Consider the following 25,597-nt stretch of genomic DNA (forward strand, 5'->3'; position numbering starts at 1 on the left):
TGTACACCATTTTGTGTAAGAGGTTTTTTAATAGTTATAGCGGTTGTCTCTGTACTTTTTTCACAAGTTGTTAATCATTTAAACTGTCTTTATCATAATAAGTTTGGTCAAAATAGACAGTTGCAGATGACCCGTAAATCATTTTTATAAAACGTGGTTCAGATAGAATAGTGTCGTAATAGTAAAATGAATTATCCTCTTGTAGTACAAAATAAGTATCTTGCAAATCGCTTTTTAGTAAATAAGCGTTATCATTTATTTTTACGTAAGTTCCCTCGTCAACTAATGTACTTTCATGGTATTGAATAAAAGAATGATCTTCACTTTCAAATGAAAATAATACGTTGTACTCCTCGGGTTCAGTTGCAAAATTACCCCGCAATGTATCGATTGGACTTGCTGGCTTTGTTAGATCAAGTTGGTGTTGAACATTATTCCAACAATAATAACACCTAGAATCAAGCTGTAAATCATGTGTTTTTTTTTCATTTTTCCTCTCCTATACTCTTAAATTCGAAAATATTTTCATCATTATACTATTTATTTTGAAAGAACTATACATCTTTAAAATCTTTAAAAAAAGTTAAAAAGATTCTTATTAAGACAGGATTCTAACTACACACTCTTACTAAATTTTATGTATTTTTTTCTTTTCTCAAAAAAACAGATAGAAGATATGACAGGCCCAAAAGTAAACCCCAATATATGAAACTTAAAAAAACTCCTAAACCATTAATTGGTAAGATAAAATTAACGATAGGATTAAAAATTAAATCAAGCGCAAAAAAATTTAATATTGTTTGAACAGTAAGCTTTACTTCCATTTATGAGCCCTCCTTTTAATTTGGATCTTATCAATTGAAAATGTATTATCTACCATAGAAACATTGGTACGTTTTTAATTAACCTTTCTCTAAGTTTATGTATCCAGAATAAGCTTAGAGATTACTCTTTTCTTTTTTAGATAGTGATAACAAAATGGCGGATATAATGCTTACAAATTCAATAATATAAAATTCTTTGTACGTAATAATCATTATTGAATCGTTACTTACAAAGGCATATTTATATATGATTACCAAAAATAAAAGGTACGCCATAAGTTGAGTCGCTTTATCAAAAAAACTTGTTATAAAATTAGAAAAACTTCGATTCATATTTAATCCCCCTCTTAAATATCTAGAAATCAATTTAATTTATCTAATGTTATTGTCTATTTGAATCTTATCCTAGTGCACGAGACGCACTAGGATAAATTAGTTCTTATAATCAAACCTAAGCCAATATATCTTTTTTGTTAAATGAATAATAGGCTGCAAATAACAATAAAAATAGATAAAGACTATTTATTATCATAGAAAACGTAAACGTCATACCTTCTATTGAAGGATTATTTCCGGGCAAATAGTTTGTTAAATTCCAATTAGCCATTAATAAATATTTTGCTAACTCTGTTTTTGAGGATAAATAGAGCGTTAATAGTGGTCCTAAAAATAATATTCCTAATGTTGTACCTAAAGATAATGATGTATTTCTACTAATCGTCGAAAGAGAAAAAGCAATAGTCGCAATGATAATGAGATAAATTAAATTACTTGCTAGTATTCCTAAAAAATAGAACCAAAAATTAGAATGCATATAAGTCCAATCTGATGATAGATAGACATATTCAGTAGTCGAGTTGATTTCCGAAGTAAACAGTGCAACTACAATTGTTCCTATGTATAAACTCATATAGTAAGTCACGGTTATTAGCAGTGTAGCAATATACTTAGAAGTTAATATTTTTGATCGAGAGTACGACCGTATAAGCAATAGTTTTATCGTCCCCATCGAAAATTCTTTCGAAACCATAGCACTTGCTATAATCGTAACAAAAATACCTACCAATAAATTCAAATCAGATGTATCTACTAAAGATTTATAAAGATTGTTGTTAGCTGGTGGCTTAATGCCTTCTTTTAAGTGATAGTTTAATCGTTCTATTTCATCTTGATTATCGCTGGCTGTAATTTCATTGACAAATGATACCTTTGATTCACTAGTCAATAGTTTGGTATTTTCTTCCTCTAAGGTAGTAATTTGATTTGCTGCCTGATCTTGCCAGTCCTTACCATACGAAATATCCTCAAACGCTGACTCATCATTAAACAATAATGGCATTAGGCTTAACAAGGCAGATGTCCCTAAAATAATGAACAACGTTACGTAGTTACTTTTTCTAATAAAAACTTTATTCCATTCATTAATCACTAGATTTAACATACTTTACTCCCTTTTATTTCATTGTCAGGTTCATAAATTTATCTTCCAACGAATTCTCTTTTGGTTCAATACTGTAAATAGCTATATTATTTCCAACAAATAACTTAACAATGTCTGGCATTTCTAAATTTGGTGCTGACAATTGAAATTCAAGTAATCCATTTGTTACTTGGCTATGTACTTGATATTCTTTTACTAATAATTCTCGAGCTTTATCATTAGGTGATACCTTGAGTTGGTAATTTCTATGGCTCGTTTTTTCTTTTAAATTTTCAATAGCTATTAACTCACCTTCTTTAATAATTGCTACTCGATCGCACATTAACTCTATTTCACTGAGCAAATGACTCGATACAATTACCGTAACTCCTTTTTCATGAGCTAACGTTTGAATATATTGTCTCAACTCTTTTATACCTGCTGGGTCCAACCCGTTAGTTGGCTCATCCAATATTAAAACTTTTGGATTGTTTAATAAAGATTGAGCAATACCTAATCGTTGTCTCATTCCTAAAGAATACGTCTTAACTTTATCCTTTATCCTGCCTTCTAAATTTACAAACTTAACTATTTCCTCTATTTTTTCAGTTGAAATATCTTTATGCATTCTGCTAAAATATTTTAAATTTTCTAAACCTGATAAAAAAGGATACATTTCAGGGTTTTCTACAATTGCACCTACATTTTCCAATGCCTCTTTATGATTAGTTTTCACATCATGACCACAGATTTTTACGCTGCCAGCAGTTATTTCAATAAGGCCAACGATCATTCTTATAGTCGTCGTTTTTCCTGCTCCATTAGGTCCAAGAAGTCCAAATACTTCTCCTTTTTTTATATTAAGAGATAAATCCTTAATAATCTTTTTTTTACCGATTGTTTTATTTAAATGATTTATTTCCACATTAAATTCCATAGTATCTCCTTTATAGTTTATTAATTGACTAGTTATCGTTCTTCAGGATTAAAGATTTTCCTCTTAATAAGTGTTACATTATTATCTAATGCTTAGTCATTATTTGAAAGAACTTATTGGTTTACATAGTAGCAACCACTAGTTGCCACTATTATTTAACCTATTGATACCTTAAACAAACTAATTTCATGTATCTGCCACTACTGTATACTTTGCTGATCTTTTGCTTTCATTTTATCTAGTTCTTTATTTATTTTCTTTTGTTTTCTTTCATAGCCATTACTCCACACGCCAGCAAGCATAAATAAGACCGAAAAAGGCATTAAAATATCTCTTACAGAAAACTCCATTGTTCCTTTTATTATAAAATAAATAACAAGGCCCATAAAAATTAAAGGAAGAACCCATCCTAATTTTTTATAATCTCTATACCCAAAATAGTATTGGAAACACCCTAACATTACTAAAGTAACAAAACTACTAATATATACCCAATCCATACTTACACCTCTTTCTTATAGTTGTTTATAATTTCATTAGCACTATCTAAGCTGATTTTATCTTCGATAACCATTTGCATAACTGAGCTAATAAAAGGATTATTTTCTTGATCAGAATACAACTTAACTTTATTGATTACTCGATCTAATCTAAGTCTTACTGTTGGATAACTGACATCATAAACTTTTGCTAATTCTTTTAACGAACCAGAAGCTAATATAAGCTGCCTAATGAATTCTTTTTCTTCGTTTTCTAAGTAATCAAACCATGGATTACTTTCCATAAAAAAACCTCCTTTAACATTGTTTCAATACATGAATCTATATAATTTCATTTGCAGCATTTAAACTGACTTATCTTCGATAACTATTTGCATACTTGAGCTAGCAAATAAATTATTTTCTTATTCAGAATATAATTTAATTTTTTAATTTCTCCATTTAATTTTATTCTTACTATTAAATAACTAACATCATACAATCTGATGATTTTTTAACGAACCCAATGATAAGATAAGTTCTCTAATAAACTCTTTTCCCAAGTAAACTAACCGAATATTAATCGTATACAAAAATGCCATTTATTAAACATAATTCAATTATATATTAACATAGTTAAAAATATAACTAAAGCATAAATTGATTATATTTATATCAATATATTTCTGCTAAGAATATAACGAATAGGCAGTGAGAATTATTCAAAAAAAATTGAGCACCTAATTATAGGAGCTCAATTTTGTTTAATCATAATTATATCTAAACTTTGGTATCTTTTACCATACCATTAATGCAGAGACTTTTCTATTTTTTGGTATTATTTTCAGAGTACTGAATATAGTAAAAAACCACACCCATAATTAAAGAAATAAAAGCTAAAAATGAAATAAACCCATTTAATTTATCGTTATACGATACATAATTAAATATAAAAATAAAAAATGACGTTATGAAAAATAAAGTTCCAGAAATTAAGTACATAAGTATTCTCCTTTTTTAGCCCTTTATTACTTAATGTTAAACATAAATTTCATTTGCTGAACTACCTAAAAAAGCTACTCAAATACCAAATTATAAAGATTTTCATAACTACATACTCTTAGTCAGTTAAACTAGTAAATTTTCAACTGATTCATCAAAAGTACTATTTTCAGTTAAATTATCATAAAATGCTGCATACGTAGCATTTGCGTATGGATTTAACCATAAAAATCCGATTCCTAAAGATAGAATACTTAAAATTCCCCATCCTATAAAGCTTAACTGTAGTATAAAGTATTCCCATTTGTATCCCTTCATCATTTTTCTGCTTTCTGTTATGCAATCGAGAGAAGATACTTTTCCATTTTCAGATAGTGTTTTACGATCTTTATAAATGAAATAGGCTTGAGAGTAAGAAATTGCTTTTATCATTCCTGGTACGACAAGAAGAATTGTCCATAAGAAGACAAAAAAACCTGTGAAAATATAAATAAGTAACGTACCTAAAAAGTATTTTCTGGTAAATGCTTGAAAAGCTTGTTTAAATGGTTCAATACGCATTGCTGGATTTCTTAACCAATCTAAGAAAGTATACGAAATACCCACAGTAAGAAGAGTAGAAATGACACCAATAATCGTAGACCAAAGATCTTCAGTATATGATGTTTCGTAACTATTATAGTTAATTCCTATATCGTAAAACGTATCTGTTCTTTGTTGAATAATAAAAAAGGAGATTAAAGTAATTACCACCCCTATTATCGTTAAGATTACTGGTATAGCATTTAATAAAATAGCTTCTTTCCAGTTACCACGTAATAACTCTTTTGCTTCTGTTTTTAATTCTTTTCTACTTTTGTATCTTTCCAAAAAAAATCATTCCTCTCACTACTTGTTTTAACTACAGCCTCTTATTTAAACTGCACTAGGTATAAGATATTTTCTTGAAGGATTTAATTATTTACTATGAATAGCAACCAAGAATAACCCTTCGTCTTATCTCTTTTATATTTTATTCAATCGATTAATAGTAGTTTCTCAAACTAGATTATATCCTCCTTTTAAGCGTTACCTTATTATCTATTTATTACTCACTCTTTAAAAGAACTTATTGGTTTACCTAGTAGCAACCAGTGGTTGCTACTAGGTAAACCAATATTTTATAGCCATATTTAAGTGGGAATTTTACAAATCCGAAATAACTGTCCACGAATCCAACTCCATAACACCGGTAGTTACGCACTTATACTAATAGCAACTAATATATTAAAAAGATAGTTATGGTTTGTTGACTTTGAGTATTTATCAAAGAAATAAGATGCACTAAAAATAATCAGTCCAAGTATAACATGTACAATTATAACCTGTTCATTAAAAACAGTATTGATTATTAATATGTAAATAAAGCCCCCAAATGTTAGAGAACCATACATTGCTAAAAATAAAGTCGATCTTCACCAATAGCTGATTCCTCCAATAATAAATGATCAAAAGATAAGTCCTATTATTGAGCTAATCTAATTAAACTATAAATATCAGGAAATGTTTTCTATTCCTCCCAATTTGAAATTGGCTTTTGAGAAACAGCTATTTTTTGGAAACTTGTTCTTGCGTTAAAGTTAATTCTTTTCTTTTTCAACGTACTATTAATTTCCTTAGTTTCTCCCTAAATATTATCTAGTAGATAATGGATTTTACTATTGAATTTCAAATCTAAAATCCAATAGTACTTCACTATAGCGTTCCACGATTTTCTCACTGGTGTGTCGAAAACTTCAAATAAGTACATTTACGTCTCTAGCTTATATAATGTTTTTTTTATGTTGAGTAGGTAATTATCTTATTTCAAGATGCCGTTTAACTAAGAGATTTTATTCTTTTCTATTAATTGACATCCTTTAGCGTTAGTTTTTGTTCTGGCGTAAAGCTAATATAAGCATAAATTTCTTCACCTTCAACAATGCTGTGATATCCTATTTCCGTTAGATAATAATCAATGGATTCATCATTCAATTGTTGTTGGATTGCCTTACTTTGTTCCAACATTTGCTCTTTTGTCAAATCACCTTTTTCTACTTCAGCCATAATGAGAATGGGCTTCGGTGTTTGCAATTGTGGTGTCCATTCCTCGGCAACATTGCCATAAACCTCTACATCTGTTGAGACTCCATCGATTTCTGGAACTTTTTCCTGAAGAAGCGCTAGGATATACTGCTCTGCCTCTTGATTTAATTTATTTGACGCCTCTTTGTCTATGTTGGATACGTGGATCGTATCGCCAAGGATTTCATACGGTTCGAAAGCGGAGACATCGAATGGATAGGTGGTTTCAACTCCTATCGAATCCTTTGCCACTACATTAAACCGAAAAGTGTCATCAACCCATCCATAATCTGCCGACCGCTTAATCTCATAGTCCATGTCCGGATACGTCTGTTCTAAAAACTCCTCTAGGCTCTCCTTTGATTTGTTTTTCTCAATTGGATTTCCGCTCATTTGTATATAGGCGAACCCTACGATAGCAATTAATGAGATTGCCACCACACTGTATATTATTTTCTTTTTCATGATTAATTTTCCTCCTTTATTTTAAGAATACAATAACCGATGAAGACTCCGATGATTGTAAACACTAGATACATGGACAGTGATACCAGGACTATCAGAACTCCATCCGAAAAACTTTCAGTATAGAATTTACCCAACGAATGTGTCATATATATCAGGCAATTCCAGATGAATGTCGGCACGACAGCAAGTAATACAGCAACGAGGGCCGAACGGTAAAACAGATAGGTTACTGCCCCTAAAATAGTATAGGACAAGATAAATCCTGAGCTATTATTCATAACTGTTGTACCGAGCGCTAATACAAACGCAATTGTTACAAAGAATATTTGTATCGTCGTCAACCGTAAGGTTATTTTTTGAATCATCTTTTTGGAAGGCTCACCTGGCTTCACTTCAGCAGGAAGAGGGATATGGGAATTTTTTGCGATATGGCGGCATTCTTTACAACTTTTCAAATGCTCTTCGATAAAATCTTCCGTCTCTGGATGCAATAATTTTTCTTCGTATAATGGTAAAAGATCTTGCAAAATTGCACAATCCTTGTTCATAATGTCACCTCCATTAATTTTTGAATTTTTAATTTCAAGCGATGAAATGTCACACGCGCGTAGTTTTCTGATTTACCGATCAATGCGCCGATCTCTAAAAAACTCAGCTCTCCATATATACGCAACAATACGATTTCTCTTGCAACGTCATCCAATTTTGAAATATGGTGCAAAAGTATTTTTGTATCTTCATTGATTTCCGTCAATCCTTCTAATGAATGAATTTCAGTTTCTGGAATTAGTGCGAGTTTTTGCATTAAGCTTTGCTGATACTTATTTTTGCGGTAATACTTTTTCAACAAATTAATGGCAATTGAAAATATCCATGTCGATAAGGTGGAATGACTATTAAAAGATGTTATATTTTTACACGCCTCATAAAAGGTGTCCTGGCAAAGATCTTGAGCAGTCGCCTGATTTCCTGTCTTAGCATAGAAAAACGCATATATTTTTGGATAGATCTTTTCGTATTCTTCCTCAAGCCTATTCATAACTGCCCTCTCTTTCTTGCTGTTCATAGTATTAATACCTTGACTGACTACTTCGTTACAAATTTTTTAAAAATAATTTATCTTTTATCTATCATTCCATATTTTTTTCTTAACTAGAATTTTAAGAATGTCTTATGAACCCCAATCAAAGGTTAATAAGAAACGCCCTTAATTTAGTAAAAAAGAGAACTTCGGTCTAGTACCAAAGTTCTCTTTCTTCGTGTTTAAACAGCTTCTGATAATTCGGGATTAGATTATGTATACTGGGATAAAAATGCTATTTTAAGAACTAACTGATAGTCAGTTCCTAATGGTTATTCTTATTTTCAAAAACATATGGTATAAAAAACGCTCCACTAAATTTAAAAATTCTTGTGATAATAAAATAATATATTTCTTGGTTTAGGCTAGATACATCCCCGATATAACTAACTAAGAAAATCCAGATAATTATAAAAATATATTTCAATGATACCACTTCTTAACTAGTAAAAATTTATATAGCCATTATTTAGACGCTTATCTCTTTTGTCAATTTATTTTACATTAGTATTTCCTATAAATAACAATTAAAAAATAATTATTTTTTTCTTCTGACTCTTAACATTTCAATTAAAGCAATCCCTAGAGAGCCATATAGTCCTATACCAATGAAGTCTTTATTTACTAGATACTCTATTGAAATACCAATAAAACTAGCAAATAAAGTTATTAGTAAAATATGAGTGTAAGAGTAGTCACTCTTGCACTCATATTTTTTAATCTTCCCATATATAATCTGAAAAAAATTTATTTAAAATTTCTTTTTTAGATCCTTGATCAATGAAAAAACGACTATAAACTTCAGTATTATTTGTAAATGTAATTTCTGAATCAATCTCAAAGAGATCAATAATTTTTACTACTTGCCAATACACGACTGCCTCATCTGCAGCTTTGTATGCTGGTTCATAATTACTTTTATAAATAAGCTCTTTTAGACCGCTATCACTAATTTCTTCTTCTAAATCGTATAGAACTATTTTATTTTCAAAACTTTCTCTAGGTGTGTCATCAGTTTGAACAAATGACTGTAATAAAATATTTATAGAAAATTTACCAATCATTTTTTAAATCTACCATCTTGTAGCTTGTAGTAATTTTTTAGCTTTATAGCACTAATATTTCCTTTCTTTGCTTCCTTATCAATTTATTTTAACGTTTTCCCTAAATATTCACTAGGAAATCCTCTTCTAATACTTCCTTTTTAGAGATTATTTGATCTGCAGTCCAATTAGACTCATCAGATAATACTTGGATGTTACAACTCATTATGATACCCCCTCTTACTTTTAACAAAAAAATAATTTTAGATACGACGTAAAAGTAAATTACATAGAAGATTAAAAAGTATCCCCAACGAACTAAACTATTCCCTAAAGTTAAAAAATCTAGCATAGGTAACTGATTTTGAGTGAGAAAGGTTAAAAAAATAGCCAAAATAATTGTTACAATTGTTAGTAAAATTTCTTTTGTTTTTTCCTTCAAATTAAATCCCCCATAATTTTAATTTGAATACCTAATTTTTTTTACTATACCATATAATCATGTATTGATAATCAATATAAAAAAAGAACCCTATAGAAATAGGATTCCTGATACAGGATTTTATAACATTTTATGTATATGCAAAAATAATAAACATTCTTTTTTATCAGTTAAAAATTTATTTTTACTATATGTTATTACTTTCTCATAATAATAAAAGAACCTATCCCGGAAATCCAAATATAGGATATGAAAAATAACCATAAATAAAAAATTGAAATAGATTCAATACCTAGAAGTGTGAATATTCCTAAAGTTATAAATAAGAGGCCTAAAAAAATATGGGATAAGTATGTAAAAAAACGAAAAATATTTCTAATCACTCGTTCATCTACTTCAGGTAAATTATTTTTTTTTCGTTTCTGTTTAATCACTTCAACTACTGTCAAAATGATAGTTGCTATTAGACCACCATTAAGCACTTCATATGGAAATTCGCCTTGAAAGTAGTAAATAAGAAACGAACCTAAAATTGAACCTATAAGTGTAGAGCTGATAATAAAATAAGTACTCCACTTTGTTATTAGTTTATCAACCGATTTTCTGTCTTTTAAACTCATTTGTTATCCTCCTTTAAAATAAATTGTTCTTTGATTGGCATATCAAAATAGGCTATTAATTATAGCGCTAATTCTGGACTAGGCTTATACTGGCTCTTTTCAATTGCATTTATAGTTTGGCTCGTAATTTGTAAATCCTCAGCCATTTTTATTTGAGTTACCCTTTTTTTGTCTGATTTCTCGAATATAATTAATTACCTTCATTAATTGAACCTCCCAATTAAAGTAAAGATACCTTTACATATTTGAAAATAAAAGCAACATATTTATGAAAAAAAAGCCATAATTTAACGAGATTCTAGATACATAACTTTATAGAATTTCATATATTAATATTTCTAAAAATAGATTTTAAACTAAGTGAATTTATAATCATCTTGTATCTTGAAAAACCCAAGCAATTGCATATGAAAGAAAACCTATACAAATTACAAGTGTAAATAATACTACTCCTGAAACAAATAAATTTAGTTCAATATCAAACGGTGGATTAAGGAGATTATTTATAAATACAAAAATACCTAAAGCAATAAATAAACTAATAATCGTAGACTTATAAGAGACGATACTTGCAAAATAAGCATTATTTTTCTCTCTTTCATCAGCAGCACTAAACTCACCTTGCTTCAATGAATAACTTTTATCTTTTTTGCTAAGTACCAATCTACTAATTAGAAAAACAATCAAGTAGATCAAAAATATGCTTGAAATAGTGCCTGTTGTAAACTGGATCCCATCAGTTGTGTATTTAACATTCGTTACGAAAACTTCAATAATTACAGCAGCGAATAATAAGACGAATATTAAATTTCCAATAGCTTCAAATATAATTTTTTTCATTCGTTATTCTCCTTTAAAAAATAATTGATCAATTTTAATATTTAATGCACTTGCTAAATCCATGGCAAGTAGTAATGATGGGATATAACTTCCTTTTTCCAATGATAATATTGTTTTTCTTGTGACTCCTACTTTATTTGCAAGATCTTTCTGTGTTAAATGTTGTTCTTTTCTTTTTTCTTTCACTTTATTTATAATTGTTGCCAAAATAAGCCTCCTTACGTTACTTACAATCTATATTCTTAATATACTTCACTTAAAATGTGTAGTCAACTACTCTTTTCGATGTATATGAATCCATTATAGAATCTTCTTAGGTGCTTGATATATGATTTTATGTAACTTCATGTATTAATAACAACCTATTAATTTAAATTATTGGGCTGTTTTTTTATCTCATATCAAAATAAAATATGTATAAAAATAACTATTATGCTTTACAAGCTAGTTTGTATTTGGTATAACTAACTTGTAAAACATAATAGAGGTGGGATAGCATGGACAATAAAATAAACTCTCAAATGTTGAAAGGAATTTTATCAGGTAGTATTTTGCTTTTACTTTACCAAGAAGAATTATACGGTTATAAACTGAGCGAAAAGCTTACACAGTTTGGTTTTACTGATATTCCTAAAGGAACGATCTATCCTCTTTTGCTCTCACTGGAAAAAAAAGAATTAATTAAAGGGACGTTGAGAGACTCTGATACAGGGCCAAAAAGAAAATATTATTCTCTTACTGAAAAAGGACTAACAGAAAAAAATGAATTTACATTGCAATGGAATAAGTTGAAAAAAAGTGTTGATAATCTAGTAGAAGGAAGTGAATGAGTTGGAAAAAAATGAATTGATTGAGACAAATGCTGTATTACAAAAATCGTTGACAAAAGAAAACGACAAATACTATGGAAACTTACTTATTTATATTAGAATAATGGTTTTTTTCAGAGATGTGAAAAAAAGTGAAGAATTATTATTAGAAGTTTTAAGAGATATTTTAGATGCCCAGGAACAAGGTCTTTCCGCAGAAGAATATTTTGGAGAAAATCCAAAAGAAGTTGCTGACGACATTATTAAACAGCTGCCTATTAATCTTTTAGATACTGTAAAAATAGTCCTAACTGCTTTAGCAATTTATATTATTCTTAGTATTTTACCTGAACTTATTTTTCCAGATGAAGGCTTGGATATTGGAAGCTTATTAATACACGGATCCTATTTGACTGTTATGGCTATTTTTGCTCTATGGCTTTTAGGGATTAGCTTATATCGATTTAAAGACAAACTATCTAAACTAGTTTTACTTTTATTAGTTGGGTTAGGAGTCTCATTTGGATTTTATCTTAGTTTTTTAGTCTCTACACCATTAAAAGTAAATCTTAGTGGAAATTTAGGCATAGCTACCATCATTCTTATATCTGCAATAGTACTTTATCTGTTTTATAAAGAAAAAGATAAAAAATTATGGGCACCTTTTCTTCCAATTATAGTTACCTCTGCTATTTTAGGAATTCTTACTAGAATAGGCGTTTTTTCAGAATTATTAAGTTCAAAAGAAGGTAAAATAGGTATAGGTATTATTTTAGGGATCTTACTTCTCCTTCAATACGCATTCATTTTTTTAACTAGTAAACAGGTAAATAAATAATTTTCTAATTATTTTTAAATAACTGTAAATCACTAATTTTAAGAAAAGATAAAAATATGTATTGTTTTCAATAAAAATCTAATTAAATGTGTTTTTTATAAAGTTATTCGTCACACACTGTTTTTTGATGATTCAGAAATAAGATACAAAAATAGGAGGATTGAAATGATGAGAATATTTGGAAAAGAATACCAGAAAGATTCTGTGCTATATTTCATTACTTTTTTATGCAGTATTATCATTATTTTTTTAAATATTTTATTTGCCGTTTTATTTGAAGACAACATTTTCAACTTAAATATGTTGACAGGTATTCTATTGTTTTTCTATTCATGGAAAAATTTATTCCTGAAAAAAAAATAAATTCGTCCAAGGAAATAGTAAAATGATCGTCTAAAAGTAAAAATTCTTTGTAAATCCGGATAACTTTTTTCCTTTTTTCCAAGAAGAGTAAGAAATAATATTAATCAGCCTTCTCATTGTGAGTCTTGAGGGATGAAAAACACATCTTTACCGCGATTACTATTGCTTACATCATCATATATTGAGAAAGAACAAAAAATCAAGCTGTTATACATCTCTAAAATGTATAACAGCTTGATTTTAAAAATTTTTTATAAGAGTACTCCCTGATTTTAAAATTAAATCATACCTAACAGTTTGCCTAAGAAGAATACAATCAAACAAATAACACCTAAATACAAGGCAAAGTATTTAAATACTTTTTTAGTGATTGCACCTTCTTGTCCAATCAAACCTGTAGCTGCAGTTGCTACAGCTATACTTTGAGGAGAAATCATCTTACCGGCTGTTGCTCCTGCCATATTAGCTGAAGCTAACCAATATTCATTCGCACCTAACGATTGAGCAGCATTAACTTGCAACGATCCAAAGAGAACGTTAGCATTCGTATCGCTACCCGTAATAAATGTACCAACGGCTCCAATTAGAGGAGATATCAATGGGAATAAAGATCCTGTAAATGTAACAAGCGAGGTTGATAGCACACTGATCATACCACTATATCCCATTAATTTAGAAAGGGCTACAATTGCGCTCACAGTCACAGCGGTATTTTTAAGCTGTTTGATCGTACTCCACAATATACCAGTAACTTTGCCAAAGGAAACTCCTTGAATCAATCCACCTAAATAAGTAGCTAAGATAATCAATGTCCCTGGAGTAGTCAACCACTTGATCACATAAGGTTTTGCACCTTCTCCAGAATAGATTACAAATGAAGACTGTACTTTACCCAATGTACCACTGATGGCCGGGAATAAAGATGAAGATAAAATGATAAATAGAAAAACAAAAATATAAGGCAGACAAGCCCTAAAGGCTACCGAGAAGGTAATTGATGACTTCCCTACGTGATTATTATCTTTGATCAAGTAAGGAGAATTTTCTGACGTTTTTACAAAACGGGCCGCCAAGACTGTGACCAAAATACAAATTAAAGAACCAATAACAGCCGGCAACTCAGGGCCAATGTAGCGAGCCACAAAAATCTGAGGCAAACCAAATGCAAGCCCTGATAGTAGAGTAATGAGAGTAACACCTTTTAATGCTTTTATACTTTCGCCTGATAGCATAATTAAAATAAAAGGAACGATTAGAATAAGCAAAAATAACTGCAATGAGACTATATAAGATGTTTGCATAACCTCTAGCCCTCCTGCTTGAGCTAATGATGTCACAGGCAATCCTATTGCTCCAAATGCTGTTGGAGTAGTATTCGCAATCAAACAAATAACAGCTGCCATAACTGGGCTTACACCTAATGAAGCTAAAATTCCAGCCGGGATTGCAACTGCCGTGCCGAATCCAGCAATTGATTCCAAAAACCCACCAAATCCCCAAGCAATCAGTAAAACTAATACTCGCATATCTTTGGAGACTCCTGTCAACATTTGGTTGATAATTTTCATACTTCCAGAATAAGTAGCTAAATTATACGTAAATAAAGCGGCTACAATAATATAAACGATTGGCCAAATGCCATTAATAACGCCTTCTAATGTTGCTGTAAATGCATCTATGATTGGGAAATCAAAACCAACGATGCTGATTCCAAGTGTAAGAAGCAGTCCGATCAAGCAGGCTTTTGTACCTGGCATCTTTAATACGCCAAGTGAGATGATCAACCATGCAATAGGCAGTACTGCAAGTAATGTCTGTAATATCATAATTTTTTTCCTTCCATTATCCGTTTTTTATTAAGTGAGTTTCAGAGTTGATTCTTTTGTATAAGTGCATTTTTTTCATCTTCCATAAATCCTCTGCTCCACTTAATATGTAGCGGTGCCGTTTAGTCTGCACCGCTCCCTCAAATTCACATAAATTTATTTTTTCATATCAAACAAACGAGCATTTTTAACGTCTTCAATCGTTTGGGTTCCAGCTAATTGCATAACACGTTTCAGGTCTGTTTCGAAGTAATCTAAAACAGATTTAACGCCTTTCCATCCGCCTAAAGCTAATCCGTATAATACTGGACGACCTACAGCCACGATATCTGCACCGCTTGCTAAAGCTTTGAAGATGTGTTCTCCACGACGAATACCACTGTCAAATACGATTGGAACGCGACCAGCAACAACTTTAGAAATGCTTTCCAAAGTATCAAATGAACCAGGTGCACCATCTAATTGACGCCCACCATGGTTGGATACCCAAATACCAGCTGCTCCTGCACCAATCGCTAATGAAGCATCTTCAGGCGTTTGAATTCCTTTAACAAATACTGGCAAGCCAGAGTAATCTGAAATGAACTTCACATCTCTTGGTGTGATTTTTTGTTTGGATTGAGCATAGATATTGTTCAAAGACATATTCTTTCCTGATCCAGTCAAGTAACGAGAGACAATTGGCATACCGAATGGGTAAACAAATTTATTCAGCATATCCTTCTCACGATTACCACTTAACGTTGAGTCTGCTGTTAAGATGATCGCTGTCGCACCATCAGATTTAGCTTCATCAAGAATATTTCTATTCATTTCATCATCTTTACTCATATAAATTTGGAACCAACGAGGATTGCCTTTCAAGCCATCTTCGATTTCTTCAAATGTAGCTCCTGAATAAGCACTGATAGACATAATCGTACCGCCAAATTCAGCGATTCCTTTAGCTGTTCCTGCTTCTTTTGTTTCATGAGCTAACCCATGAGCTGCAATAGGCGCCATAATAAAAGGTACTTTAATGTCATGTCCTAAAATAGAAGTCGATGTATCCGGATTTTCTACATCAGCTAATACACGAGGCAGAATCCCTTTGTGTGACCAAGCTTCATTATTTTGTTTTAATGTGAATTCATCTCCTGAAGCACCTGACATATAATCAAATCCGCCAGCTGGAACGACTTCACGAGCTCTGTCTTCAAGTCGGTAAGTGCTTACTACTTCGATTTCTTGCTCTACTGTTGGTGCATCGTATTTAATCGTTTGTTCAATTTCCATAAATTGTCAACCATCCTTTTTATATAATGAGTTTAAAAATTTTATACCTAAGTTTAAAACAGCTATTTGGCGATCATTACAATTAACGGAACTATAATTTTAGCTACAATTCGCCATTACTAAAGAGTAATCTAGACATAGCGACTTGATTATCCCCCCATTTTAATTTATGAGAGGAGCTTCCTAAAGCGTCTCTTGAGCAACTAAGTCATCCAATGTTGAATACTTTTTAAACTGTTTAATCACTTTAAAAATGTCACACCTTTCACAATTATTTTGGAAGCGCTTCAGTGCTTCGGTACATGTATTACTTTATCACGTTCCTTTACACTTAGAAAATATCGTTTTTTTATGGTATGATAAATAATATTTATGGAAAGATAGTTTAGTATACGTTTTACTTATGTTATTAAATTCACAAAAGCCTACAGGAGGACACGATGAACCTACAAGATTTAGTTTACTTTAATCAATTGGCTGAAACCTTGAACTTTACTGCAACAGCAGAACATTTTTACGTCTCTCAGCCTTCCATTTCGATGGCTTTACAACGCCTTGAAAAGGAACTTGAAACGGTATTAATAGATAGAAAAAGACTTCACAAACAATTACGTTTGACAGAAACCGGTGAAATTTTAGTTAAGCATTCAACTCATATTTTACAAACAGTCGAACAAGTTAAAGAAGAAATTCATGATTTAAAAAATCAAGTCGTATACTTTGGCTTCTTGCCAACCATTGGCGGCCATTTTATGGCACAATTAATGCCACGCTTAACAAAGTTTTCGGCCTCTATGAAGCTCATTGAAAAAGAAAGTTCCGATGCGATGTTGGATTTGGTATGTAAAGGTCAAGTTCCATTGGCCATTATTGGAAGCGACTGCCCTACTTTTTCAGCAGAAAATTTATTGCAAATTCCTTTGCGAACAGAAGAAATAGCGCTTTGGGTATCACCTGACAATCCCTTAGCCCAAAAAAGCATTATCATGGCATCGGAGCTTCAAGATGAGCTTTTTATCTCCTTAGCACAAGGTTACACCCACCAACGTATTTTTGAGGAGTGGACTAAAGACAACCAAATTAAACAGCCACAAACTCTTTATACCAAAGAAATCCAAACAGCATTGTCCATTGCTTCTTCCACTAACATGGTTGCTTTTATGAGCGATATTTTAGTAGATGATCGCCCACGGCTAGTCAGAGTTCCCATTGAAAATGCGCCGCGCTTTTACATTAGCCTCATCGTGAATAAGGACCACAACAACATCACCTATTTCCAAAAGGAATTTAATGAAGTAATGATTGAAATCGCTAAGACCTTCAATAATCGTTGAATTTAAATTTATGTAGCAAAAAGTTCTACTTAATTTTTGCACAAGTATTTTAGCTATTCACATAGTAGTCTATTTTATGAACGCTATCACGTTTATTATCAGAAATAAAATTTCCTGAAAAGAATATAACTACTGTTAATATAATTAATTTAAAAATATTTTCCTTAGAATCTTTTAAAAAATATAGAAAGGAACTTTTTACTATTTTCTCACCAAAAAATTGGAAATAATTCCTAACAAAAAATTACTACGTATTGATTTTGAACATTGATTTTTAGTACAGTGGTAATGTTAAAACCAATAGTAACCATAAATAAAAAATGATTATAATTTTTATTTGGCTTTTGTATATAATTTAAATAACCGTTAGAATAAAGGGGCTGGGAAAAAACTAGCCTCAAATAAAAAAATCGTAATGAAATAATCAAAATTCTGATTGTTTCATTGCGATTTTTATTTTTGACTGATTTTTTGTAAAAAGCATCCGCTTTTCTTCTAGCCTCAAGGGCTAGTTTTGTAAGATTCATGCTCATAAGCATGATCCCGATGTCATTGTGAACGGCTTGCTTGCCTCTGACATGGGTTCTGCGCATGCCAAATACACCTTTCATACGACCAAAAACAGTTTCTACGTCAACTTTTCGTTGTGCGTAGATGGCTTTGCCACGATCGCTTTCAAGGTTCTCTTTTGCATGCTGCTTGAAGTATTCCCAGTTATAGTTGACCGCTGTCTGGCGTTGGGCACCTTTCGGTGTCTTGGCTAGTTGCTTGCGTGTCTCGTCCAGTTGTTCCACATCAGCCTTGTATACTTTAAATTGTCTGCGGAAACCATTCTTATCATTTTGCGTACTATAATGTGAGAAACTAAAACGGACGTCGTCTAAATCCGTATAAGCATCTTCAATCTCGTCATAATCCCAGTTGGCGCGGTGTTTAGGATTCGAGCGATAGGCTTTACTGTTCTCTTTATGATACATGCCGTATGGGATGAGCGGTACTTTCTGAAAGGTATCCATAACCGCCTCGTAATTTTCTTCACTGCCATAACCGGCGTCTGCGGCGATGTATTTAAATAAGTCTAACGTTTGAATGGATTCTAAAAAAGGGATAAACGTGCGTGTATCCGTCGGATTGGAAAAAATATCATAGGCAATGACAAACTGATTGCTCGATGCGACTTGAAGATTATAACCCGGTTTTAACTCACGGTTCTTCATCGGATCTTCTTTCATGCACATGAACGTTGCGTCTGTATCTGTTTTTGAGAAACTGTTGCGGCCTTCAAATGTGGCGTTTGCTTCTTCATAGCGTTGCTTACGCGGCAAGAAATCTTTTTCGCATTTATTCCGATGTTTCTTGAGGATGCGACGACGTCGCTTCTGTTCCGAACCACCTTTGGGAATCACTTTTTCTTCTGTAATCGCAGCTTCAACGGCCACAAGTTCTTTGTCCAGGGAAACGATTATTTCTTCAATGCCTTCCGACGTTTTTAATGTCTCTTCCGATAAAGCGAGGTTTACTTTTGCCTGGATGAGTTCATCATACAATTCCGAAACGTTGGCATTGAGTTTTGCTTCATAGCGTTCGATTGCTTTCTTCCAAGTGAAACTATAAATATTTGCATCGGCTTGTATCTTTGTACCATCGATATAGAGCGCGTCTTCGTGAATCAAGCCGTTGTCACTTAAGAGTGTTGTGAAAAGAATGAATGCATACTTGATGAGTTTTGATGCGTGCTCGCTTGAACGGAAGTTGTTGATTGTCTTGTAGCTAACAGAAGTATCGCCCGTTAACCACTTCATAGGAATGGATTCTTCATTCATCCGTTCCATTTTGCGTCCAGAAAAGGTTGTGCGACTATAGGCAAACAAACACATCTTTAAAAGCATGGCGGGATGAAAGGCAGGGCGTCCCGTATGAGACGTCTCTTCAAGAAGAAATTCCGAAGGAATAGAATCGACAAAACGGCTAATGAGGCGGGCTTCATGATCATTCGGGATTGTAAAATCCAATTGTAGTGTTAAGGCCGTTTCCATTGTGTTATAATTTTGATACATGGTGAGTCACTCCTTTGGTTTTTGGTCGTACTTAAATTATAAGGTATTTGGCTCACTGTGTCTTTTAAAACGATAAAAATCCCCAACTCCTTCAAAATGAAAGAGTTGGGGATTTTCTTTATTCAGAGACTGAGTTTTTTCCCAGCCCCGATACACGTTTTAAGCAATTCAGTGTATTTACAAAATTTTGACGTACCTAAATAAGTACGTTTTAATAAACGGAATTAAAAGAAGGTATAACTTATGTCGATCGTAAACCTTAGCCAAGATCAACTACAAAAGACCTGTGACATTTAAAAGAGAATTATTTAGATCACGAATTTAAAGATTAATGGAAGTAATAAAAAAAACCTTTTCAAAATCCACCGTCTTATGATAAGTTAGTTGGAAATTTAAAAGATAAGTATTCACGCCGTTTAAATATCCAGCATCGGGTAGTTTACTCTGCTGATACTGACGCAAAAAAAGTCATCATGTGGTCTGCTTGGACACATGATGACAGATAGAAACTTATTTTTTTCAAAGTAAGTTTCTATCTTTTTTATCTAAAATAATGAGACAAAAAGCTCTGGTCAAAAATGGTCCTTAATACAGAACTTTATGAAATTGCATGTGTCGCTTTCTTATATTGCTTTTACGAAGTTAAGTGGTTATTTTGTCATTTTATAACTTGTACCAATCAAACTATATATTTCTTCATCCGAAACAGTTCCGTTTAAAATAACCGTTAACCAGTGTTCCTTATTCATATGGTATGCACGGGAAAATCCTTCTCGTGATGACAAAGGCGCAACCATTTCAGGTTCACACTTTATGTCTAATATATCAATAACTTCATCGCCTTCTAAGCCAACTTTATTTTTAGGCACATTCATGATAATCGCATACCATTTTTCATTATGCTTATGTCGTAACACTTCATAACTTGGATATTTATCCCACAAATGCTCTGAAATAGTTTTATAGATTTCTTCTGCATATCTTAAAACATCTGAACGATTGACCATACAATTACCTCCCACAAATTTAATTATGTACTATATCTCAGTTTGACAAAATGGAAAAGTATTCAATAAATTTTAACATAGAAAAACCAATCAACCTCTGCACAAATAATCTCTATACTAACCAGTATATCTTAAAAAAGTAATTACTAAAGCAACACACGGTTCTATCTAAAAACGTGTATTAATAACCTTGCTAAATCAAGATTATTTTTTATCTATTATGCACTTTTATAAGTAGTTTGATAACCTGAAAAGCTACTGTTTCTGCTATAGGTACATTATTCAAACTAAGAGAATTAAGTTAATTATACAGTTTTATTTAAAGTTAAGCTTATGATATTCAAAATAATCGTTACGAAAATAAGTATGGCTGCGACCCAAGTTAAAGCATTTGTTGTATCCATAAGTGCAGACCAATCGTTTATTTTAACTAAATAATTAGTATAAGAAATTTGAAATCATACAGCAATTATACAAGCTCCCATACTTAATAATGCTATGATTGAATTATTAATTCCTCTTTTCTTACGTCGTATAATATTAAAAACAGGAATAACCCAAGAAAAAAAACAAGCCTTAAATTTTAATTTTATATATGTCAATCTTTAAACCAAAAGCAACTACCCTATTCAGCAGTTGGTGTAACTTTTTTATCCATGAAAATTACCAGTTTGAGAATCCACTGTAACATAAGGCATCTTGCCAGTATCAATTTCATTTACATAAACACCATACAATCCGTCTCCTAGATCTTCATACTTCTTAACCGTAACATTGTAAGATTCTTTAAGTTCTTTTTCAAAAAAAATTTTCCAATTCGGTTGAAGATCTTTTCTTTTATTTTCTATAGAACTAGTAGTTGTATCACTAAATTCTGATATACTAGTGGATTCTGTTGGATTAACTGATGAGCTGTTTACTTCAGTATTACTATCCGCGGTATTATCTAATTCGGAATTTATATCTGTTTCAAGTGAGTTACTTGCTTCACTAACAGAGAAAGTTCCTGTTGAGATGCTGTTAGGGTTATCACTAGCTTCTGATGGGTTATTGGATATGGTGTTATTATTGCCAATTAAGTAAAAAATACATCCTACTGCACATCCTATAAAAAAAATAATTAAACTCTTTCTAGTTTTCATTTTAAAACCTCCCATGAATTAAGATTTCACTCTTTTAAAAGAGTATTTTGTATGTCATCGTCTTTTTTAGTTAAAATTGCGAACAGCGAATCAGGATCTAAATAGACTTTCAGTTTATCTGATACATAATATTTATAATCAAAAAATTCAAACATAATTTTTTCTCCTAATTCAATTATTAAATACGTTAATTTACATAATTTCTTGTATTAATCTTAAGGTTAACTACTAGGATTCATACGTTTTAAAATACTAACAATCAATCCTTAGTTTGATCGTTAGTATCTTTTTTTACAGCCATTTCCCAAATCCTAATTACATTAACAATAATTATTAGCGGCAAAAAATAAAGGGTTTGTTTAGCAGAAGGAATAATAAATAAGAATACTATTCCAATAAGAATAGCTATTATTATGGATATTTTTGTTATTTTCATTGTTATACCCCCTTATGCTTACTCAATCTATTAAATAACCTAGAATAGATGTACCAATTAAAACAAATACCAAAAAAGTATAAAATACCTGGAATCCACAATAAGCTACCATCACGTTTGACATATGCGGCATACAAAAATCCAAGGAAGATTAGCATTGCAATTGCAAACAAATGAACTAGTATTTTCATTGTTTTCATATTGATTTTCTCCTATTCCCTTTTAAAATAATTTAAGCAGATCTTATTATTTTAGTTAGTGAAAAAAATACCGGATATAATACTTACGAATACTATTATCTCTTATTTTAATTGAAAAGTAACGCACCATTTGATTTACATCTAGCAACCATTGGTTTACATTTAGTGCACGCACGACTTTATCCAATTTTATGTATTGTAATTGAATTTTTTACCATGTCAATATCACTTACTGAAAAAGAGAGGAGATCCTATTAAAAAAATCTCTCACACTCCTTTTCAACAAAGGAGTGTAGGAGATTTTTCTAGTTATCGTTTCTTATACAAGATTGTCGTTCAATGATTTGGTGAGGCAAAATGATTTTGACTGCTAACGTTTGTTTACCTACCATCAATTCAATCAATTGATAGACGGTCTGAGAAGTTAATGAATCTGTATGCAGATCGATTGAGGTCAATTCTGGTCGGGATTTTTCAGCAAAAATCGAATTGTTGAATCCGATGATCGAAACATCTGTTGGTATTTTCAAACCAAATCCACTAAGTAAATAACTCATATTCAAAGCAATCAAATCATCACTGGCAACGATGCCCGTTGGAAAATCATTGTTCCCAAAAAGCTGCTCCATTTTTCTTCGATAAGCTGCTTCGGGGAGAGTGACATCCAGAATCAAATCTTGGTCTACTTGAATTCCAGCATCTTCTAAAGCTTGCGTGTAGCCTTTTAAACGCTCTCGAATCACCATTTGATGGGCATCTTCCCCTATGAACGCAATTTTTTTATGTCCCAATTGCAACAAATAATTTGCAGCATCTTTTCCAGCAATAACATTGTCATTGTCTACATAAAGCATCTCATTTTCGTATTTATACGGTTTTCCGATCATAGCATAAGGCACTTTCTCTTGATGCAGGTATTCAATGATCGGATCGTCTTTCTTGGAATACAAGACGATAAACCCATCAACACGACCACCTTCAGCCATCGTTTGGATACTTTCCAGCAACTCTGCTTCTGTAGTTCCAGAAGCAAGCGACACCATATATTTCTTTTCGTTGCACGCTTTGCTGATTCCACGAATCATACTGAGGAAAAAGGTGTTTTGAAAACCTTGCCCTTGAGATACTGGTAAAATGACTCCAATCGTTTGAGTAGCCTGATTAACCAACCCGCGTGCCGTTAAATTTGGACGGTATCCGATTTCTTTCATCACACGCCGAACATTTTGTTTTGTTTTTTCACTTATACTGGGAGAATCTTGGATGGTACGCGATACAGTTGAAGTGGCTACTCCAGCTTTTTTGGCTACATCTTTGATTGTGACTGACATCTACGCACATCCTTTCTGCCTTCATTTTAAGCTATACCTATTGAGTTGTAAACATGTACTTTGTCCAATAACGATATGTCTTTTCGGGTTCGATGACAATAGTGCGAAACTCAGGATGATTTATTGCATCAGGTAATTCTTGTGTTTCCAATGCTATTCCTCGATGACTGCTCATTTTCTCACCATCCACCAAGTAATCTTCTTCCATACCCGTCGTTGAAAAAACCACTACCGCTTCTCGGTCGGTTTCCACCACTAAAGTACGGCCATTGTCTGGATCATGAAGTTGAATCGTTTTACCTCCTGTTAATTTGAAGGGTGTATCAAATCCTTCAGGCCGTTCTTTGATCGCTGTTGTCATTTTTTTAGCCCTTCTAAAATCGAAAGCTGTATTCGCAACCGGCAGTAAGCGCCCGGTCGGTAATTTAGACTCATTCGTTTCCGCATAATTTTGTGCATCCATTTGAAGCGTATGGTTCAATATGTCTCGTTTTGTGTGTCCGCTCAAATTAAAATACGTATGATTGGTCGGGTTAAACAGTGTTTTTTGGTCCGATTCGGCAGTAACTAGCATCTCCCAAACATTATCATTAGTCCAGTAATAAGTCACCGTCACATTGAGATTACCTGGATATCCATTGTCTCCGTCTGGACTGACCAACAAAAAAGCAACACCGATTTTATCTTGTTCTTTCACCACTCGACTTTCCCAAACACGTTGACTGAAGGTATGATTTCCGCCATGAATATGGTGTTGTCCTTCGTTTTTAGTTAGTTGATAATCAGACCATGCACCATCAGCGATACGCCCTGCTACTCTTCCGACAAAAGCACCAAAATAAGGCGAATCATTTACATAATCTTCAAACTGTTTAAAGCCAAGCACAACATTTTCTATTTTTCCAAACTGATCAGGCACTTCGATCCCTGTTACTACTGCTCCATAATCGATACAACGAAAAACAGCATGGTGATCATTGGTAAGGACGTATTCAAAAACTTCTTGTTCTTCATACCAACCGTAATGTTGTTTACGCGCGTCCAATAGTTTCACTCCATACATCTTCTAATAATCCTGCTGTCAAATCAGCAGTACTTGGTACAACTTTTGTAGCTTTGCCTAGATTCTTAGCTTCACCAACACCAATGGAAACCATATTGGCAGCATTGATAGAATCCACACCAGCAGCCGCATCTTCTACGCCCACACATTCGCTCACAGCAACACCTAGTTGTTGAGCACCAGTCACAAAAATTTCCGGATCTGGTTTGCCCGCTTTTAATTTGGCTGGATCAACAATTTCATTAAAGTAGTCGTTAATTTGTAATTTATCTAAGATCACAGGTCCGTTTTGACTAGCAGAAGCTAGCCCGATCAAGGTATCCTTTGCTTTTAGTTCGTCTAGCAAGTTTTTGATCCCGGGTAACAAATCCGCTGGAGACATTTTTTCAATCAATGTTTTGTACAGATCATTTTTTTCAGTAGCCATAGCTGTTTTTTCTGCTTCTGTATAAGCATTTTGTTTGTTCCCTTTTTCTAAGATAAGGTTCAATGAGTCTGTCCGGCTAACACCTTTTAATTGTTCATTGAACTCTTCGTCGATGTCGATACCAATCTTAGTTCCTAATGCTTTCCATGCTTCATAGTGGTAAACAGCTGTATCTGTGATAACACCGTCTAAATCAAATAGTACTGCTTTCATACTTTATCTTCCTCTCT

The 25,597-nt window shown here is 32.3% G+C and carries 28 protein-coding genes and 2 pseudogenes; 5 read left to right on the forward strand and 25 right to left on the reverse strand.

The genetic code is table 11. The annotated features are described in order from the left end of the window. Positions 1 to 70 precede the first annotated feature (70 nt). From NST49_RS08880 to NST49_RS08955, 16 genes are all read right to left on the reverse strand, one after another. Complete coding sequence (locus NST49_RS08880; protein WP_023177964.1) at positions 71 to 382, reverse strand: hypothetical protein; 312 nt, start codon at positions 380 to 382, stop codon at positions 71 to 73. A 253-nt stretch (positions 383 to 635) separates the two neighbouring features. Continuing rightward, complete coding sequence (locus NST49_RS08885; RefSeq protein ID WP_023177962.1) at positions 636 to 824, reverse strand: hypothetical protein; 189 nt, start codon at positions 822 to 824, stop codon at positions 636 to 638. A 451-nt stretch (positions 825 to 1,275) separates the two neighbouring features. Beyond that, complete coding sequence (locus NST49_RS08890; RefSeq protein WP_023177958.1) at positions 1,276 to 2,265, reverse strand: ABC transporter permease; 990 nt, start codon at positions 2,263 to 2,265, stop codon at positions 1,276 to 1,278. Between the two features lie 13 nt (positions 2,266 to 2,278). Beyond that, positions 2,279 to 3,181, reverse strand: a complete 903-nt coding sequence (locus NST49_RS08895) for an ABC transporter ATP-binding protein (RefSeq protein WP_251166002.1) — start codon at positions 3,179 to 3,181, stop codon at positions 2,279 to 2,281. 200 nt (positions 3,182 to 3,381) lie between these two features. Beyond that, positions 3,382 to 3,681, reverse strand: coding sequence for a hypothetical protein (locus NST49_RS08900; protein ID WP_023177955.1), 300 nt, complete (start codon positions 3,679 to 3,681; stop codon positions 3,382 to 3,384). A 2-nt stretch (positions 3,682 to 3,683) separates the two neighbouring features. Further along, entirely contained in the window at positions 3,684 to 3,965 is a 282-nt protein-coding gene (locus NST49_RS08905) for a DUF2089 family protein (protein WP_341048158.1), read from the reverse strand. Between the two features lie 823 nt (positions 3,966 to 4,788). After that, on the reverse strand, positions 4,789 to 5,532 hold the full coding sequence (locus NST49_RS08910) for a DUF975 family protein (protein ID WP_341048160.1): 744 nt from the start codon (positions 5,530 to 5,532) through the stop codon (positions 4,789 to 4,791). 1,014 nt (positions 5,533 to 6,546) lie between these two features. After that, a complete protein-coding gene (locus NST49_RS08915; protein WP_251166004.1) occupies positions 6,547 to 7,230 on the reverse strand; it encodes a YfjL-like protein in 684 nt (227 codons plus the stop codon). 2 nt (positions 7,231 to 7,232) lie between these two features. Next, entirely contained in the window at positions 7,233 to 7,781 is a 549-nt protein-coding gene (locus NST49_RS08920) for a zf-HC2 domain-containing protein (RefSeq protein ID WP_341048162.1), read from the reverse strand. After that, the gene (locus NST49_RS08925; RefSeq protein WP_041556326.1) at positions 7,778 to 8,272 is read right to left on the reverse strand and encodes an RNA polymerase sigma factor; all 495 of its coding nucleotides are present in this window, start codon (positions 8,270 to 8,272) and stop codon (positions 7,778 to 7,780) included. Before NST49_RS08925 ends, NST49_RS08920 begins: the two co-directional genes overlap by 4 nt. 758 nt (positions 8,273 to 9,030) lie before the next feature. Further along, positions 9,031 to 9,378: a DUF4288 domain-containing protein gene (locus NST49_RS08930; protein WP_251166006.1), complete on the reverse strand. Its 348-nt coding sequence runs from the start codon at positions 9,376 to 9,378 to the stop codon at positions 9,031 to 9,033. A gap of 100 nt (positions 9,379 to 9,478) precedes the next feature. Beyond that, positions 9,479 to 9,799 carry a hypothetical protein gene (locus NST49_RS08935; protein WP_341048171.1) on the reverse strand — a complete coding sequence of 107 codons (321 nt, stop codon included), beginning with the start codon at positions 9,797 to 9,799 and terminating at the stop codon, positions 9,479 to 9,481. Positions 9,800 to 9,996: 197 nt separating this feature from the next. Next, positions 9,997 to 10,419, reverse strand: coding sequence for a hypothetical protein (locus tag NST49_RS08940; RefSeq protein WP_341048172.1), 423 nt, complete (start codon positions 10,417 to 10,419; stop codon positions 9,997 to 9,999). A 59-nt stretch (positions 10,420 to 10,478) separates the two neighbouring features. Beyond that, positions 10,479 to 10,610, reverse strand: coding sequence for a helix-turn-helix domain-containing protein (locus NST49_RS08945; RefSeq protein WP_445662732.1), 132 nt, complete (start codon positions 10,608 to 10,610; stop codon positions 10,479 to 10,481). A 181-nt stretch (positions 10,611 to 10,791) separates the two neighbouring features. Beyond that, the gene (locus NST49_RS08950; protein ID WP_341048174.1) at positions 10,792 to 11,259 is read right to left on the reverse strand and encodes a hypothetical protein; all 468 of its coding nucleotides are present in this window, start codon (positions 11,257 to 11,259) and stop codon (positions 10,792 to 10,794) included. Positions 11,260 to 11,262: 3 nt separating this feature from the next. Continuing rightward, positions 11,263 to 11,466: a helix-turn-helix transcriptional regulator gene (locus NST49_RS08955; protein WP_341048176.1), complete on the reverse strand. Its 204-nt coding sequence runs from the start codon at positions 11,464 to 11,466 to the stop codon at positions 11,263 to 11,265. Positions 11,467 to 11,756: 290 nt separating this feature from the next. Here NST49_RS08955 and NST49_RS08960 point away from each other — a divergent pair, with 290 nt between their 5' ends. The 3 genes from NST49_RS08960 to NST49_RS08970 all read left to right on the forward strand — a co-directional run bounded on the left by NST49_RS08960 (position 11,757) and on the right by NST49_RS08970 (position 13,269). After that, positions 11,757 to 12,089: a PadR family transcriptional regulator gene (locus NST49_RS08960; protein WP_251166010.1), complete on the forward strand. Its 333-nt coding sequence runs from the start codon at positions 11,757 to 11,759 to the stop codon at positions 12,087 to 12,089. Further along, a complete protein-coding gene (locus tag NST49_RS08965; protein WP_251166011.1) occupies positions 12,082 to 12,906 on the forward strand; it encodes a hypothetical protein in 825 nt (274 codons plus the stop codon). The genes NST49_RS08960 and NST49_RS08965 overlap by 8 nt, the downstream gene beginning before the upstream one ends. A 165-nt stretch (positions 12,907 to 13,071) precedes the next feature. After that, a complete protein-coding gene (locus NST49_RS08970; protein ID WP_341048180.1) occupies positions 13,072 to 13,269 on the forward strand; it encodes a hypothetical protein in 198 nt (65 codons plus the stop codon). A gap of 278 nt (positions 13,270 to 13,547) precedes the next feature. Here the strand turns inward: NST49_RS08970 and NST49_RS08975 are convergent, their stop codons facing one another. Together NST49_RS08975 and NST49_RS08980 are read right to left on the reverse strand one after the other, a co-directional pair. Beyond that, on the reverse strand, positions 13,548 to 15,095 hold the full coding sequence (locus NST49_RS08975) for an L-lactate permease (protein ID WP_251166012.1): 1,548 nt from the start codon (positions 15,093 to 15,095) through the stop codon (positions 13,548 to 13,550). Between the two features lie 156 nt (positions 15,096 to 15,251). Then, positions 15,252 to 16,370 carry a lactate oxidase gene (locus tag NST49_RS08980; protein ID WP_251166013.1) on the reverse strand — a complete coding sequence of 373 codons (1,119 nt, stop codon included), beginning with the start codon at positions 16,368 to 16,370 and terminating at the stop codon, positions 15,252 to 15,254. 440 nt (positions 16,371 to 16,810) lie between these two features. Here NST49_RS08980 and NST49_RS08985 point away from each other — a divergent pair, with 440 nt between their 5' ends. After that, positions 16,811 to 17,704 (forward strand): LysR family transcriptional regulator, encoded by an 894-nt coding sequence (locus tag NST49_RS08985; protein ID WP_251166014.1) that lies wholly within the window; start codon positions 16,811 to 16,813, stop codon positions 17,702 to 17,704. Positions 17,705 to 18,078: 374 nt separating this feature from the next. On the opposite strand, the pseudogene NST49_RS08990 reads toward NST49_RS08985, so the two are convergent. Further along, positions 18,079 to 19,761: pseudogene (locus NST49_RS08990) on the reverse strand (IS1182 family transposase); the annotation flags it as partial. Positions 19,762 to 20,120: 359 nt separating this feature from the next. Between NST49_RS08990 and NST49_RS08995 the strand changes: the two are divergent. Continuing rightward, a pseudogene (locus NST49_RS08995) lies at positions 20,121 to 20,267 on the forward strand (Txe/YoeB family addiction module toxin); the annotation flags it as partial. A 144-nt stretch (positions 20,268 to 20,411) separates the two neighbouring features. On the opposite strand, the gene NST49_RS09000 reads toward NST49_RS08995, so the two are convergent. The 6 genes from NST49_RS09000 to pgmB form a co-directional block, all read right to left on the reverse strand. Continuing rightward, on the reverse strand, positions 20,412 to 20,768 hold the full coding sequence (locus tag NST49_RS09000; protein WP_034536672.1) for an MmcQ/YjbR family DNA-binding protein: 357 nt from the start codon (positions 20,766 to 20,768) through the stop codon (positions 20,412 to 20,414). A 650-nt stretch (positions 20,769 to 21,418) separates the two neighbouring features. Further along, positions 21,419 to 21,910, reverse strand: coding sequence for a hypothetical protein (locus NST49_RS09005; RefSeq protein ID WP_251166015.1), 492 nt, complete (start codon positions 21,908 to 21,910; stop codon positions 21,419 to 21,421). 259 nt (positions 21,911 to 22,169) lie between these two features. After that, positions 22,170 to 22,346 carry a hypothetical protein gene (locus NST49_RS09010; protein WP_251166016.1) on the reverse strand — a complete coding sequence of 59 codons (177 nt, stop codon included), beginning with the start codon at positions 22,344 to 22,346 and terminating at the stop codon, positions 22,170 to 22,172. Between the two features lie 505 nt (positions 22,347 to 22,851). Further along, positions 22,852 to 23,877, reverse strand: a complete 1,026-nt coding sequence (locus NST49_RS09015) for a LacI family DNA-binding transcriptional regulator (protein WP_023177941.1) — start codon at positions 23,875 to 23,877, stop codon at positions 22,852 to 22,854. A gap of 37 nt (positions 23,878 to 23,914) precedes the next feature. After that, entirely contained in the window at positions 23,915 to 24,922 is a 1,008-nt protein-coding gene (locus tag NST49_RS09020) for an aldose epimerase family protein (RefSeq protein WP_023177940.1), read from the reverse strand. Then, positions 24,909 to 25,580 carry a beta-phosphoglucomutase gene (gene pgmB / locus NST49_RS09025; protein ID WP_341048186.1) on the reverse strand — a complete coding sequence of 224 codons (672 nt, stop codon included), beginning with the start codon at positions 25,578 to 25,580 and terminating at the stop codon, positions 24,909 to 24,911. Before pgmB ends, NST49_RS09020 begins: the two co-directional genes overlap by 14 nt. Positions 25,581 to 25,597: the final 17 nt, after the last annotated feature.

The organism is Carnobacterium sp. FSL W8-0810 (assembly GCF_038007125.1).
Taxonomy (GTDB): domain Bacteria; phylum Bacillota; class Bacilli; order Lactobacillales; family Carnobacteriaceae; genus Carnobacterium_B; species Carnobacterium_B inhibens.